Source organism: Streptomyces sp. NPDC018610, from assembly GCF_044391765.1.
Classification (GTDB): Bacteria; Actinomycetota; Actinomycetes; order Streptomycetales; family Streptomycetaceae; genus Streptomyces.
This window is the reverse complement of sequence record NZ_JBISAL010000001.1, coordinates 256,902-270,631: the sequence shown is the minus strand read 5'-3', so window position 1 is coordinate 270,631 and position 13,730 is coordinate 256,902. Positions and strand designations below refer to the sequence as shown.

Genomic DNA, 13,730 nt, shown 5'->3' with positions numbered 1-13,730 from the left:
CCCTCCTTGGCCCCCCGGTGCGCCGTACGCTCCGACGAGCCCCCTCATTGGGGTCGCGATGCCGGTTCTACTGGCCCCGCGCCTTCGCTGGGCTTTCCTCCGGCGGCTCCGGGGTGATCTTCACGCCGCGCTCGCCCCCGGGCTCACACCGTCCCCGGGTCGCTCTGGGCTGCGTACGCCGCTACTCGTCCCCATCCACGCTTTTCGCTCCGCCCAGTGTACGGCGCGCCGCGGACAGCGGCCGACCGGTTTTCCCGCGCGCGGGCGGCGCGGGACCGGGGCCCGGCGGGGTGCTGCGGGGCGCGGGCGGTGACCCGAACGGCGCGCGGGCCCCGTAGGGATCCCCGGGACGTGCGGCCGGCCGGATTACCCGGCGGGGAGCTGGGCACAACGCATGCATGCCACCGCGCGGTACGCGCGAGGCGGGCGGATCGGGCGGCGTGCCCCGTTGCCGCGGGACTCGTGTCGATTTATCGTCCCAGCACGATTCACGAGCAAGATCACCATAAGTGAAGGGGCCGCGGCCATGGTGCTGAGGAAGACCGCCGAGCAGTCGGCGACCGGCGGGTCCCGGAGCGCGATCGCCGGGGAGCCCGGGGGAGCGGGCACCGTCGGGGGGAGGGCCCCCGGGAAGCGGACCGCCGGCGGGCGAAGCCGCGCGGCGCGGGCGGAGGCCGGAGAGCCGCCGCCCGCCGCGGAGCGGGACGGGACGGCCGCCGCGGCGCGTACGTCCGGGCGCTCCGCCGCCCCGAAGAAGGCGGCCCGCGGGACGGCGGCCTCAAGCGGCCGGAGCACCGGGCGGACCGCCACCACGAAGGCCGCCACCACGAAGGCCACCGCCGCGAAGGCCGCCACCACGAAGGCCGCCGCCGCGAAGGCCACCACGGGCAGGAAGGCCACCGTAGGCGGCACGAAGGCCGCCGCGGGCACGGACGGCGCCGCCGGCGCGTCCGGACGGGGCGGCCCGGCGCACGGCGCCCCCGGACGCGCGAAGCCGGACGGCGCCGGCCCCCGCGGGGGCGCCCCCGGAAAGGCGGTTCCCCCGGAGGCCGTCGCCGGGAACGGCGGCCCGGCGGACCGCCCCCGCGGCAAGGGCGCGGCCGGGGCCGGTGTGAGCGGGAAGAGCACGGGGAAGAAGGCGGGCGCGGCTCGGACCGCGGAGCAGACGGGAGCCACGACGGTGGTTGCGAAGAAGACCCCTGGTACGGCGGCCACGGCGGACACCTCCGCCGTCCCCAAGGCGCGCCTGGCCGCGGCGGAGCCGGGCGAGCTCGCGGTACGCCCCGGTGAGGACCCATGGACCGCCGAGGAGGTCGACGAGGCCCGGGCGGAGCTGCAGTCCGAGATGGAGCGGCTGCGCGCGGAGATCAGCTCCTCCGAGGAGTCCCTGGCGGGTCTGATGCGGGACTCCGGCGACGGCGCGGGCGACGACGAGGCGGACACCGGCACCAAGAACATCACGCGCGAGCACGAGATGGCGCTCGCCGCCAACGCGCGCGAGATGCTCGTCCAGACCGGGCGCGCCCTGGAGCGGCTGGACGCGGGCACCTACGGCCTGTGCGAGAACTGCGGCGACCCCATCGGGAAGGCCCGTATGCAGGCCTTCCCGCGCGCCACCCTGTGCGTGGAGTGCAAGCAGAAGCAGGAACGCCGGTACTGAACAGGATCCGGGGCGTGCCGTACCCTCGTTCCTCAGTCAGGTACCTAGGTCGAGGGACTCACGTGGCAGAGGCGGAGCGCATCATCGGTACGCCGGACGACACCCCGGAGGCGGAGCGGCCCGGCGCACAGCCGGCGCCGGGCGGGCCGTCCGGCGCCGACGGCACGGCGGCCCCGGCGGACGGTACGGCCCGGACGCCCGGCGCGTCCGCGGCCTCGCCCGGCGCGGGCGCGCAGCGGACACAGGCCCCGGCCGGCGCCGGGCCCGCCCGCGGCCGACGCCGGATCGCCGTGCTGTTCTCGGTCGCGGCGTTCGCGTACGCCCTCGACCTGGTCAGCAAGCTGATCGTGGTCGCCAGGCTGGAGCACCACGCGCCCGTGCGGGTCATCGGGGACTGGCTCCAGCTGGAGGCGATCCGCAACTCGGGCGCCGCCTTCAGCTTCGGCGAGGCCTACACGGTGATCTTCACGGTGATCGCCGCCGCCGTGATCGTGGTGATCGTCCGGCTGGCCCGCAAGCTGTACAGCCTGCCCTGGGCGATCGCCCTCGGCCTGCTGCTCGGCGGCGCGCTCGGCAACCTCACCGACCGCATCTTCCGCTCGCCGGGCGTCTTCAAGGGCGCGGTCGTCGACTTCATCTCGCCCAAGCACTTCGCCGTCTTCAACCTCGCCGACTCCGCGATCGTGTGCGGCGGCATCCTCATCGTGCTGCTCTCCTTCCGCGGTCTGGACCCGGACGGGACCGTCCACAAGGACTGAGCCGGCAGGCTGCCGTACGGCGCTGTCGGACCCGTCCGGCATACTCGACGGGTGAGCACGCTTCCCGAGATCCGTACCCTGCCCGTGCCCGACGGCCTGGAGGGCGAGCGCGTCGACGCCGCCATCTCCCGCATGTTCGGCTTCTCCCGTACGAAGGCGGCCGAGCTGGCCGCGGCGGGCAAGGTGCTGGTCGACGGCACGGTGGTCGGCAAGTCCGAGCGGGTGAGCGGCGGCGCCTGGCTGGAGGTCGAGATGCCGCAGGCCCCCGCGCCCGTACAGATCGTGGCCGAGCCGGTCGAGGGCATGGAGATCGTCCACGACGACGACGACGTCGTGGTGATCGTCAAGCCGGTCGGCGTCGCCGCCCACCCCAGCCCCGGCTGGACCGGTCCCACGGTCATCGGCGGGCTCGCCGCCGCCGGGTACCGGATCTCCACCTCCGGCGCGGCCGAGCGCCAGGGCATCGTGCACCGCCTGGACGTCGGCACCTCCGGCCTGATGGTGGTCGCCAAGTCCGAGTACGCGTACACGTCGCTCAAGCGCCAGTTCAAGGAGCGCACGGTCGACAAGCGCTACCACACCCTGGTCCAGGGCCACCCCGACCCGACCAGCGGCACCATCGACGCGCCCATCGGCCGGCACCCGAACCACGACTACAAGTGGGCGGTCACCGCCGAGGGCAAGCCGTCCGTGACGCACTACGACCTGATCGAGGCGTTCCGCGCCGCCTCCCTGCTGGACGTGAAGCTGGAGACCGGCCGCACCCACCAGATCCGCGTCCACATGGCCGCCCACCGTCACCCCTGCGTCGGCGACCTGACCTACGGCGCCGACCCCACGCTCGCCAAGCGCCTCAAGCTGACCCGGCAGTGGCTGCACGCCGTCCGGCTCGGTTTCGAGCATCCCGGCGACGGCCAGTGGGTGGAGTTCGCCAGCGACTACCCCGAGGACCTGCAGAAGGCCCTGGACCAGGTGCGCGAGGAGACCTACGCATGAGCCTTCCCGCCGTGGCGTACCAGGTGCGCGTGGCCGAGACCCCCGCCGACCGCGAGGCCTGCTTCGCGGTGCGCAAGGAGGTCTTCGTCACCGAACAGGGCGTCCCCGAGGAGATCGAGTACGACGCCTACGACGCCGTCGCCGTGCACGTGCTCGCCGTCCGGGAGGACGGGGAGCCGCTGGGCACCGGCCGGCTGCTGCACGGCGAGCGGGCCGCGGCGAAGACCGGCGGCGAGCCGGGCGTCGGCTCCCTGGGACGGCTCGCCGTCGCCAAGGAGGCCCGCGGGCTGGGCGTGGGCGTGGCCCTGGTGCGCGCCGTCGAGGAGGCCGCGCGCACGCTCGGCCTCACCGCCGTCGACCTGCACGCGCAGACGCACGCCCTCGGCTTCTACGAGCGGCTGGGCTACGAGGCGTACGGGCCGGAGTTCCCGGACGCCGGCATTCCGCACCGGTCGATGCGGCGCGTCCTCTAGGGTCTTTCGTTTGGATCAGGCCGGATCAGGGAGCGGGGTCTGGTGGTGGGGGTCCCTCCCACGCCGTTCAGGCAGTGGGGGAGCCTCGCAAGGCGGAGGAGGGCGTCATGGCGGAGCCATGGCAACCGACGACAACGCGGCGAGACGCGGTGCCAGGGCCCGCGAGCCCGGCATGATCCAGACGAGAGGCCCTAGGTCCGCCCAGACACGGGCCGCGCGACCGTTCCCCGGCGCTCGCCCGAGGGGGCACCCGCGAGTGAGCGGCCGGTCCGTGAGCGGGGCGCCGTCCGTCCCGGGAGGCGGATCCGCTGCGACAGGAGCCGGTCCGCGACGCCTGGAGCGGCCGTCCGTGAGAGCGGCATGGCAGGCTTGAGGTCTGCCGTGTGATCTTCCGACCTCCCGGAGCGCTGACCGTGGATCAGTTGGCCCTGTTGTTCATCGTGTTGCTCGGGGCCGTGATCAGTGTCCCGGTCGGCGACCGGCTCGGGCTGCCCGCGCCGGTGCTGATGACCCTCCTCGGGATCGTGCTGGCGGTCCTGAAGTTCGTGCCGAACGTCGACATCCCGCCCGAGCTGATCCTGCCCGCGCTGCTGCCGCCGCTGCTCTACGCCGCCGTACGGCGCACCTCCTGGCGGCAGTTCACGGCCAACAAACGGCCGATCTTCCTGCTGGCCGTCGCGCTGGTGTTCGTCACCACCATCTGTGTCGCCGCCGTGGCCCACACCATCGTGCCGGGGCTGCCGCTGGCCGCCGCGGTGGCGCTCGGCGCGCTGGTCGCCCCGCCCGACCCGGTCGCGGCCACCGCCGTGGCCGGACAGCTCGGCCTGCCCCGCCGACTGGTGTCGATCCTGGAGGGCGAGGGGCTCTTCAACGACGTCACGGCCATCGTGCTCTACCACGTGGCGATCGCCGCCGCCGTCAGCGGGGAGTTCTCCGCCTGGCGGGCCGGGCTCGACCTGGTGCTGTCCGCGGTCGTCGCGGTGCTCATCGGCGTGGCGCTCGGCTGGGGCGCGAACAAGATGCTGGACCGGCTCGGCGACGCCACCCTGCAGATCGGGCTGACGCTGCTGGTGCCCTACGCCTCGTACGTCCTGGCCGAGGAGCTGCACGGCTCAGGCGTCCTCGCCGTGCTGACCACCGCGCTGTTCCTGGCGGAGTACGCCGCCGACGCCGACGACGTGATGTCCCGCCTGGCCGGGCACACCGTCTGGGACGTCGTCGACACCCTCGTCACCGGGGTCGCGTTCGGCCTGATCGGCCTGGAGCTGCACAACGCCATCCGGACCGCCTCCGGCCGCTGGCACGAACTGCTCGGCTGGGCCGGCCTGGTCGTGGCCGTCGTGGTGTTCGTACGGCTGCTGTGGCTGCTGCCGGCCACCTGGCTCACCCAACGGCTGCACGCGCTGCGCGACTACGACGAGGACATCCCGACCAGCTGGCGGGAGACCGTCGTCATGTGGTGGTCCGGGATGCGCGGCGTGGCGTCGGTGGCGCTGGCGCTCGCCATCCCGCTGAAGACGGAGAGCGGCGCGCCCTTCCCCGACCGGGACGAGATCGTCTTCATCGCCTTCGGGGTCATCATGGTCACCCTCGTCGTCCAGGGGCTGACCCTGCCCTGGCTGGTGAAGAAGCTGGGGGTGCGCGCCGACACCGAGCGCGAGAAGGAGTTCGAGAAGCAGCTCGCGGTGCGGGCGGCGAAGGCGGCCAAGCGGCGGCTGCGGGAGATCGAGTCGGTCGAGGACCTGCCGGAGGAGCTGTCCGAGCAGATGCTGCGCCGGGCCTTCGAGATCGGTCTGCGCATCAACCCGCAGATCGGTGACGAGGAGCGCCGGGAGGCGCAGGAGAACCGGGTGCGGCGGATCAGGCGGGTGCGCCGGATCCAGAACGAGATGCTGAGCGCGGCCCGGCACGAGGTGCTGGCGGCGCGCAGCGAGCCCGGCGCCGACCCGGAGATCGTGGACCGGGTGCTGCGCCACCTCGACGTCCGCAGCCTGCGCTGAGGACCGGCCCGCCGCCGGCCGCCCCCGGTGCCCGCGCGTGTCGCCGACGGCCCGGGGAACCCGGCAGACGCCCCCGGAACCCGGCAGACGCCCCCGGAACCCGGCAGGCGGCGCCCAAGACCCGGCAGGCGGTCCGCGCCGGATCGAGCCAGGGTGCTCCGAAGTTCCCGCGACCCGCCGTGGGGCGGATCTAGGCTCGGACCATGACTCGCAATGTGGTGATCAGTGGCGGCGGCACGGGCATCGGGCTCGCCGCGGCGCAGGTGTTCGCGGCGGGAGGGGACCGGGTCCTGCTGCTCGGCCGGCGGGAGGAGGTGCTGCGCAAGGCCGACGTCCCCGGGGCGCTCACCTTCGCGGCCGATGTCGGTGACGTCGACGGCGCGCGTGCGGCCGCCCGGTTCGTGGCCGACGAGCTGGGCGCCGTGGACGTGCTGATCCACGGCGCCGGAGGATCCGGGCGGCTGGAGCCCCAGGTCGAGCGGGACGATCCGCTCGACCTCGTCGCCGACAACTGGACGGTCAACTTCCGGATCAACACGCTGACCGCCGTGCTCCTCACCGAGGCCCTGAGGGACCGGCTCGCCGAGCCCGGCGGGCGCGTGCTGTTCCTCAGCTCCATCGCCGCCTACCGGGGCTCCGGCAGCGGCGCGTACGCGGGGTGCAAGGCCGCCCTGCACCCCTATGCCCACGACCTGGCCCGCAGGCTGGGCCCGCACGGGATCACGGTGAACGTGGTCGCACCCGGCTACATCGAGGACACCGAGTTCTTCGGTGACGCGATGGACGACGAGCAGCGCGCCCGGCGGATCGCGGAGACCTCCAACGGGCGGGCAGGGACGCCCGGTGACGTCGCGGCCACCCTGCACTGGCTGGCCTCGCCGGCCGCCGGCCACATCACCTCGCAGATCATCCAGGTCAACGGCGGCGCGGAACGCGGCCACTGAGCCCGGCGGGGCGCCGGCGCCCTCACCGGCGTCCCGCGCCCGGCCTGCCGGGCGCCCCGTCGAGCGACTCGTCGGAGTCCTTGCCGAGGGACGGCCGCCGCCGCGCCGCGCCGTCGGGGGAGGCCGGCCGGCCGTCCGGGCGGCCCGGGGGCGGCACCGCCGGCGCGGTGTTGACACGCGGCAGCGCGTACGGGTGCTCCTCGCACAGCCAGCGGATCATCTCCTCGCGCACCGCGACCCGCACCGTGAAGATGTCGTCGGAGTCCTTCGCCGTCACCAGCGCACGCACCTCGATGGTGCTCTGGCTGGTGTCGGTGACGTACAGGTTGTAGGCGCGGCCGTCCCAGGCCGGGCACTGGCGCAGGATGTCGCGCAGTTTCTGACGCATCGCCTCCAGCGGCGCGGAGTGGTCCAGGTGCCAGAAGACGGTGCCGGTCATCTGCGGGGTGCCGCGCGACCAGTTCTCGAACGGGTTGGCCGTGAAGTACGAGACCGGCATGGTGATCCGGCGCTCGTCCCAGGTGCGCACCGTCAGGAAGGTCAGCGTGATCTCCTCGACCGTGCCCCACTCGCCGTCGACGACCACGGTGTCGCCGATGCGCACCATGTCGCCGAAGGCGATCTGCAGCCCGGCGAACATGTTGCTCAGCGTGGACTGCGCGGCCACGCCGGCGACGATGCCGAGGATGCCGGCCGAGGCCAGCAGCGAGGCGCCGGCCGCGCGCATCGCCGGGAAGGTGAGCAGCATCGAGGCGGCGGCCACGACGATGACGACCGCCGAGACCACGCGCATGATCAGCTCCACCTGGGTGCGCACCCGCCGCACCCGGGCGGGGTCGCGGTGGGCGCGGGCGCTGGCGTAGCGCGAGTACGAGGTCTCGACCACGGCCGCGGCGATCCGGATCGCCAGCCAGGCGGCCGATCCGATCAGCACCAGCGTCAGTGTCCGGCCGATGCCGGCCCGGTGCTCCAGGAGCAGCTTCGCCTGGTCGTAGGAGCCTCTGAGCAGGGCGGCGCACAGGACGAGTTGATAGGGGACGCGGGCACGGCGCAGCAGGCCCCACAGCGGTGTCTCGTGGTGCCGTTCGTCGGCCTTGCGCAACAGCAGGTCGGTGGCCCATCCGATGAACAGGGTGAGGAACACCGAGCCGCCGATCACGGCGAGCGGGCGGAGTACGTTCTCCATGCCTGCGCTCCTAACCGGAGGCGGCCGGGCATGAACATGTGTTCTCGCCGCGTTCACGGGTAGTGCCCGGACGGTGTGGCGAGGCTTACCCGGACCCGCACGCCGGGCCGTGCCGGGGCGCCGTCGTACCCGGCTGGCACCATGGCCTCATGAACATCATGCTCTTCCACTCGACCCATGGCCTCAGGCCCGCCGTGCGCGAGGCCGCGGACCGGCTGCGCGCGGCCGGGCACGAGGTGTGGACACCGGACCTCTTCGAGCGGTGTACGTTCGACTCGGTCGAGGAGGGCATGGCCTTCAAGGACGGCATCGGCAAGGAAGAACTGCTCAGACGGGCCGTGCTGGCCGCGGCGCCGTACTCGGAGCGGGGCCTGGTGTACGCCGGGTTCTCGCTGGGCGCCTCGATCGCGCAGACCCTCGCCCTCGGCGACGAGAAGGCCCGCGGGCTGCTGCTCCTGCACGGCACCTCGGACATCGCGCCGGGCGTACAGGTCGACGACCTGCCGGTCCAGCTGCACGTGGCCGAACCCGACCCGTTCGAGACGGACGACTGGCTGAGCGCCTGGTACCTCCAGATGGGCCGGGCCGGCGCCGACGTGGAGGTCTACCGGTACCCCGGGGCCGGCCACCTGTACACCGACCCCGGTCTGCCGGACTACGACGAGGAGGCCGCCGAGGCCACCTGGCGGGTGGCGCTCGGCTTCCTCGAGGGTCTGTAGGCCCGCCGCCGGCCGGCGCGGCCGCACCGGGGTCCCCGGGCCGATGGCCGGCCGGCGCGGCTACACCGGGTCGTACGTGCGCTCGACCTTCTGCGTGCCGCTGCGGGTGCGGTACGAACGGGCCCAGGACGAGGTCGCGTTCGCGTCCGTGCGGTCGGACAGGACGTAGTAGTCCATCTGCGCGCGCTCGGCGGTGACGTCCAGGACGCCGTAGCCGTGCCGGTCCGTGTCGACCCAGTGGACGTGCCGGTTGGCGGCCTGGATGACCGGTGCGGCCACCGCCGAGACCAGGCCCTCGGGCACCTTGACGATGTCGTCGAGGTTGTCGGAGGTCATGGAGGTGACCACGAACTCGGTGGCGGCCGACGCCGACAGCGGGTAGGTGCCGGCGTCCACCGGCACGTCGTTGGCCCACGCCATGTGGATGTCGCCGGTCAGGAAGACGGTGTTGCCGATGGCGCGGGAGCGCAGGTGGGCCAGCAGCTCGCGGCGGTCGTCGGTGTAGCCGTCCCACTGGTCGCTGTTGATCGCCAGGCCCTCCTGCGGCAGCCCGAGCAGCTTCGCCAGCGGCTTGAGCAGGTCCGCGGGGAGGGACCCGACGACGAAGGGGGAGATCATCACGGAGTTGCCGACCAGCCGCCAGGTGGTGTCGGACGCGGCCAGTCCGGCCTTGAGCCAGTCGAGTTGGGCGCGGCCGGTGATCGTGCGGTCCGGGTCGTCGACCGAGCCGCTGCCCGTCGACGCCTGCTGGGAGCGGAAGGAGCGCAGGTCGAGCAGGGAGAGGTCGGCGAGTTTGCCGAAGCGCAGCCGGCGGTAGGTGGTGCCGGCGATCGCCGGGCGGACCGGCATCCACTCGAAGTAGGCCTGCTTGGCGGCGGCCTTGCGGTCGCTCCAGGCGCCCTCGGCGCCCTCGGTGTGGTTGACCGCCCCGCCCGACCAGGCGTTGTCGGCGAACTCGTGATCGTCCCAGATCGCGATGACCGGCGCCCTGTGGTGCAGCGCCTGAAGGTCGGGGTCCGTCTTGTACTTCGCGTGCCGCACGCGGTAGTCGGCGAGCGTGATGATCTCGTTCGCCGGGGCGTGCGGGCGTACGACCTTGCCGCGCGCCGCGTACTCGCCCGACTTGTACTCGTAGATGTAGTCGCCGAGGTGCAGCCAGGCGTCCAGGTCGCCGCGGGCGGCGAGGTGCCGGTACGGCGCGAAGTAGCCGGCCTCCCAGTTGGCGCAGGAGACCACGCCGAAGCGCAGGCTGGTGACGGCGGCGTCGTGGGCGGGCGCGGTCCGGGTCCGGGCGGCGGGGGAGACGGCGTCGCCGCTGGAGAAGCGGAACCAGTAGTCGGTGGCCGGCTCCAGGCCGCGTATGTCGGCCTTGACGGTGTGGTCGGAGGCGGCCGTGGCGGTGGTGGAGCCCTTGGCGACGACGTCCGTGAACGCCTTGTCGCGGGCCACCACCCAGCTCACCTCGGTGTCCGGGCCGAGCCCCGAGCCCGGTACGGCCTCCTCGGTGGGCGTCACCCGGGTCCACAGCAGCACGCCGTCGGGCAGCGGGTCGCCGGAGGCGACGCCGTGCAGGAAGGCGGGCTCGGCCGCGGCGGCCCGCGCCGGCAGCGCGGCGGCGAGCGGAGCGGCCAGCACAGCGGTGGCCGCCGCGGCCTTGACGACCGTACGGCGGCTCGGGGAAAGCGAGTTGACGGACTTGGATCGCGAGCCGTCGTCCTGGGTTGATCTGTATCGACTGGTCACGGCCGATCAGATTACTGATGAGTACACGCGAAGAGCGGGCGAACCGGCGAAAGTTCGCCCGCTCTTCGGCGCGGGTTGGGGCCGAGGGGCCCTCGTCCGGATCAGCCGGGCACGGTCCGGCCGAGGGGCCCCGGGGCGGGATCAGCCCTTGAGCGCCGCCTCGACGGCCTTGTTGAAGTCCTCCGGGGTCGACGGCGCGTTCTTGCCGTCGGAGCCCGTCAGCGTCTTGCCGTCCATCTTCAGGGTCGGGGTGCCCTGGATGCCGTCCTTGTCGAAGATCTTCGACTCCTCCAGCGCCCAGCGGTCGTAGGTGCCGTTCTTCACGGCCTTCTGGAAGGCCGCGTTGCCCTTGAGCGCGGGGACCGTGTCCGCGATCTTGATGAGGTAGGAGTCGTCCTTGAACTTGTCGTCGGTCTCCTCGGGGTGCCACTTCGTGGAGTACATCGCGGACTTGTACTCGACGAACGCCTCCGGGCTGACGTTCAGCGCCGCCCCGAGGGCGCTGAGCGCGTTCTTGGAGCCCACGCCCGGAAGGTTCTTGTCGAGGAAGGTCGCGCCGACGTACCGGAGCTTGAACTTGCCGGCGTCGACGTCCTTCTTCACCGTGGCGCCGACGGCCTGCTCGAACTGGGCGCAGACCGGGCAGCGCGGGTCCTCGTAGATGGTGAGGGTCTTCTTGGCGGTGCTCTTGCCTATGACGACGGTCGTGCCGTCCGTGCCGCTGGTGTTGGCCGGCTTCACGAGCGGCTTGCTCTTCGCGGCGTCCCAGCCGGTGGGCTTGTTCGCCTGGACGACGGCGTAGCCGACGCCGCCGGCCACCGCCAGTACGGCGACGACCGAGCAGGCGACGATGATCTGCCGCTTCGCCTTGTCGCGCTTGGCCTGGCGCTCGCGCTCGGCGCGCAGCCGCTCCCGGGCCGCCGTCTTCGCCGTCTGGGTGTTCCGCTTGCTCATGGTGGTGTTCTCCTGTGGGACGCGCAGCCGTGCTGCGCGGGTTCGGTGGGGACCGTTCGTGCTCGGGCGCCGTCGTCGGTCAGACGAGGGCGGGCGAGCACGGCGGTCCGCGCCGTCCCAGGGAGTACGCGAGGAGGAGGGTGCGCGGGGCGCCGTGGTGCGACGCGGGCCGTACGGCGCGGGCCGCCGGGCTCTCCCGGCGGACCGTGACGGCGGCCACCGCGAGCAGCAGCGGCCGGAAGGTGACCGCGGCCACCGAGCACAGCAGCTGGGCCAGAGCGCGTTCGCCGCGGCGCAGCCAGGCCGCCGCGAGGAGGCCGACGCCGACGTGCGCGGCCAGCAGCAGCCAGGCGGTGGCCGGGTCGGCGTGGGCGAGCAGCGCCGCGAGCCGGTCGGTGTCCGTCGCTGTCATGCGGGCCAGCGGTGTGCCGACGTCGTGGCGGTTGCCGCACAGCACGTCCCAGCCGACCGAGCGCAGTGGACCGGCGACCGGGCCGCCGGCGGTGCCGTAGCAGACGTGCTGGCCGGTGGTGAAGACCGTGTCGGCGGCCAGCTCCAGCGGGATCAGCAGGGCGGCGATCCGCCCGAAGCCGCGCTCGCGGCCGGCCAGCGCGTAGGCGAGCGCGAACACGGCGGCCGTGATCACGGCCACCGTGTTCAGCGGCAGCGGGACCTGCGACAGCAGCACGTGCGACGCGGTGCTGAGCGTCACGACCACGGCCGTGAACAGCGCCGCGCGCACGGCTCTGAGGAAGGTCCCGGATATGTCCATAGCGAAAGGAGAGTGTGTCACGTGGGCCGGTAAGAGGTCTCTAAAGAATCCCTGTGAGCGGCCCTTCCGTCATAGACCCGGAATCCGTCCGTTGCGGAACAGGTCGAGGAAGATCTGGTGGTCGCCGCGCGCGCGTGCGCCGTAGCGGTGCGCGAAGTCCACGAGGAGCGGGGCGAAGCCCTCCTCGTCGGCCGCGATCGCCGCGTCGATGGCCCGCTCGGTGGAGAACGGCACCAGGGACTCCCCGGACTGGTCGTCGGCCGCCGCGTGCATCGTGGCCGTGGCCCGGCCGAGGTCGGCGACGACCTGCGCGATCTCCTCCGGGTCGTCGATGTCGCCCCACTCCAGGTCGACGGCGTACGGCGAGACCTCGGCGACCAGCTGGCCCGCGCCGTCCAGCTCGGTCCAGCCCAGCCACGGGTCGGCGTGCGCCTGCAGGGCGCGCTGGGAGATCACCGTGCGGTGGCCCTCGTGCAGGAAGTAGTCGCGGATCGCCCGGTCGGTGACGTGCCGGGAGACGGCCGGGGTCTGGGCCTGCTTGATGTAGATCACGACGTCGTTCTCCAGGGCGTCGCTGTTGCCCTCCAGCAGGATGTTGTACGACGGCAGCCCGGCCGAGCCGATGCCGATGCCGCGGCGGCCGACGACGTCCTTCACGCGGTAGGAGTCCGGGCGGGCCAGCGAGGACTCGGGCAGTGTCTCCAGGTAGCCGTCGAAGGCGGCGAGCACCTTGTAGCGGGTGGCGGCGTCCAGCTCGACGGAGCCGCCGCCGGGCGCGAAGCGGCGCTCGAAGTCGCGGATCTCCGTCATCGTCTCCAGCAGCCCGAACCGGGTCAGCGAGCGGGCGTCACGCAGCGCGTCCAGCAGCGGACCCTGCGCGGTGTCCAGGGTGAAGGGCGGCACCTCGTCGTCCTTGGCGCCGGTGGCCAGGGCGTGGACGCGCTCGCGGTAGGCGGCCGCGTAGACGGTCACCAGATCGGTGATCTGGTCGTCGCTGAGCGCCTTGGCGTACCCGATCAGGGCGATGGAGGCGGCGAAGCGCTGGACGTCCCAGGTGAACGGGCCGACGTAGGCCTCGTCGAAGTCGTTGACGTTGAAGATCAGACGCCCGTTCGAGTCCATGTAGGTGCCGAAGTTCTCCGCGTGCAGGTCGCCGTGGATCCACACGCGCGAGGTGCGCTCGTCCAGGTACGGGCCGCCGGCCGTCCGCCCCGCGGGGCCGGCCGCCAGGTCGTGGTAGAAGAGGCAGGCCGTGCCGCGGTAGAACGCGAAGGCCGAGGCCGCCATCTTCCGGAACTTCACGCGGAACGCGGCCGGGTCGGCGGCCAGGAGCTCGCCGAAGGCGGTGTCGAGGACGGCGAGGATCTCCTCGCCGCGCTGCTCGTCGCTGAGCTGGGGGACCGACATCGCGGGATGCCTCCTGGGACAGGTGGTACGAGACGTTCGGGGACGGGACGTCCCCCGGGGCAACGTTCGGCGCCGCCGGGGAGTGCCCGGCTCTCCTTCGCATGAAGGTACGCCGCTC

Annotated in this window: 12 protein-coding genes; 7 read left to right on the top strand and 5 right to left on the bottom strand. The window is 73.0% G+C overall.

The features are described from left to right. The first annotated feature begins 526 nt into the window (after window positions 1-526). From ACH5A8_RS01220 to ACH5A8_RS01195, 6 genes are all read left to right on the top strand, one after another. Window positions 527-1,660, top strand: a complete 1,134-nt coding sequence (locus ACH5A8_RS01220) for a TraR/DksA C4-type zinc finger protein (RefSeq protein ID WP_398996675.1) — start codon at window positions 527-529, stop codon at window positions 1,658-1,660. A 62-nt stretch (window positions 1,661-1,722) separates the two neighbouring features. After that, complete coding sequence (gene lspA, locus ACH5A8_RS01215; protein WP_398996673.1) at window positions 1,723-2,418, top strand: signal peptidase II; 696 nt, start codon at window positions 1,723-1,725, stop codon at window positions 2,416-2,418. A 51-nt stretch (window positions 2,419-2,469) separates the two neighbouring features. Then, on the top strand, window positions 2,470-3,414 hold the full coding sequence (locus ACH5A8_RS01210) for an RluA family pseudouridine synthase (RefSeq protein WP_398996671.1): 945 nt from the start codon (window positions 2,470-2,472) through the stop codon (window positions 3,412-3,414). Beyond that, window positions 3,411-3,887 carry a GNAT family N-acetyltransferase gene (locus ACH5A8_RS01205; RefSeq protein WP_398996669.1) on the top strand — a complete coding sequence of 159 codons (477 nt, stop codon included), beginning with the start codon at window positions 3,411-3,413 and terminating at the stop codon, window positions 3,885-3,887. The genes ACH5A8_RS01210 and ACH5A8_RS01205 overlap by 4 nt, the downstream gene beginning before the upstream one ends. A gap of 413 nt (window positions 3,888-4,300) precedes the next feature. Continuing rightward, window positions 4,301-5,887: a Na+/H+ antiporter gene (locus ACH5A8_RS01200; protein WP_398996667.1), complete on the top strand. Its 1,587-nt coding sequence runs from the start codon at window positions 4,301-4,303 to the stop codon at window positions 5,885-5,887. Between the two features lie 203 nt (window positions 5,888-6,090). Then, window positions 6,091-6,831: an SDR family NAD(P)-dependent oxidoreductase gene (locus ACH5A8_RS01195; RefSeq protein ID WP_398996665.1), complete on the top strand. Its 741-nt coding sequence runs from the start codon at window positions 6,091-6,093 to the stop codon at window positions 6,829-6,831. Window positions 6,832-6,853: 22 nt separating this feature from the next. Here ACH5A8_RS01195 and ACH5A8_RS01190 read toward each other — a convergent pair whose 3' ends face one another. Then, window positions 6,854-8,017 carry a mechanosensitive ion channel family protein gene (locus tag ACH5A8_RS01190; RefSeq protein ID WP_398996664.1) on the bottom strand — a complete coding sequence of 388 codons (1,164 nt, stop codon included), beginning with the start codon at window positions 8,015-8,017 and terminating at the stop codon, window positions 6,854-6,856. Window positions 8,018-8,166: 149 nt separating this feature from the next. On the opposite strand from ACH5A8_RS01190, the gene ACH5A8_RS01185 reads away from it, so the two are divergent. After that, complete coding sequence (locus tag ACH5A8_RS01185) at window positions 8,167-8,736, top strand: dienelactone hydrolase family protein (protein ID WP_398996662.1); 570 nt, start codon at window positions 8,167-8,169, stop codon at window positions 8,734-8,736. 60 nt (window positions 8,737-8,796) lie between these two features. Here the strand turns inward: ACH5A8_RS01185 and ACH5A8_RS01180 are convergent, their stop codons facing one another. The 4 genes from ACH5A8_RS01180 to ACH5A8_RS01165 form a co-directional block, all read right to left on the bottom strand. Continuing rightward, window positions 8,797-10,479 carry an alkaline phosphatase D family protein gene (locus ACH5A8_RS01180; RefSeq protein WP_398996660.1) on the bottom strand — a complete coding sequence of 561 codons (1,683 nt, stop codon included), beginning with the start codon at window positions 10,477-10,479 and terminating at the stop codon, window positions 8,797-8,799. 141 nt (window positions 10,480-10,620) lie between these two features. Next, a complete protein-coding gene (locus ACH5A8_RS01175; RefSeq protein WP_398996658.1) occupies window positions 10,621-11,433 on the bottom strand; it encodes a DsbA family protein in 813 nt (270 codons plus the stop codon). A 79-nt stretch (window positions 11,434-11,512) separates the two neighbouring features. After that, complete coding sequence (locus ACH5A8_RS01170; protein WP_398996656.1) at window positions 11,513-12,205, bottom strand: hypothetical protein; 693 nt, start codon at window positions 12,203-12,205, stop codon at window positions 11,513-11,515. Window positions 12,206-12,274: 69 nt separating this feature from the next. Beyond that, complete coding sequence (locus ACH5A8_RS01165) at window positions 12,275-13,612, bottom strand: DUF2252 domain-containing protein (RefSeq protein WP_398996654.1); 1,338 nt, start codon at window positions 13,610-13,612, stop codon at window positions 12,275-12,277. Window positions 13,613-13,730: the final 118 nt, after the last annotated feature.

What these genes read in the sequence shown, in the direction of transcription:
- ACH5A8_RS01195 (WP_398996665.1), top strand. Translation starts at nt 6,091, where the DNA reads ATGACTCGCAATGTGGTGATCAGTGGCGGCGGCACGGGCATCGGGCTC.
- ACH5A8_RS01170 (WP_398996656.1), bottom strand. Translation starts at nt 12,205, where the DNA reads ATGGACATATCCGGGACCTTCCTCAGAGCCGTGCGCGCGGCGCTGTTC.
- ACH5A8_RS01205 (WP_398996669.1), top strand. Translation starts at nt 3,411, where the DNA reads ATGAGCCTTCCCGCCGTGGCGTACCAGGTGCGCGTGGCCGAGACCCCC.
- ACH5A8_RS01175 (WP_398996658.1), bottom strand. Translation starts at nt 11,433, where the DNA reads ATGAGCAAGCGGAACACCCAGACGGCGAAGACGGCGGCCCGGGAGCGG.
- ACH5A8_RS01220 (WP_398996675.1), top strand. Translation starts at nt 527, where the DNA reads ATGGTGCTGAGGAAGACCGCCGAGCAGTCGGCGACCGGCGGGTCCCGG.
- ACH5A8_RS01165 (WP_398996654.1), bottom strand. Translation starts at nt 13,612, where the DNA reads ATGTCGGTCCCCCAGCTCAGCGACGAGCAGCGCGGCGAGGAGATCCTC.
- ACH5A8_RS01185 (WP_398996662.1), top strand. Translation starts at nt 8,167, where the DNA reads ATGAACATCATGCTCTTCCACTCGACCCATGGCCTCAGGCCCGCCGTG.
- ACH5A8_RS01190 (WP_398996664.1), bottom strand. Translation starts at nt 8,017, where the DNA reads ATGGAGAACGTACTCCGCCCGCTCGCCGTGATCGGCGGCTCGGTGTTC.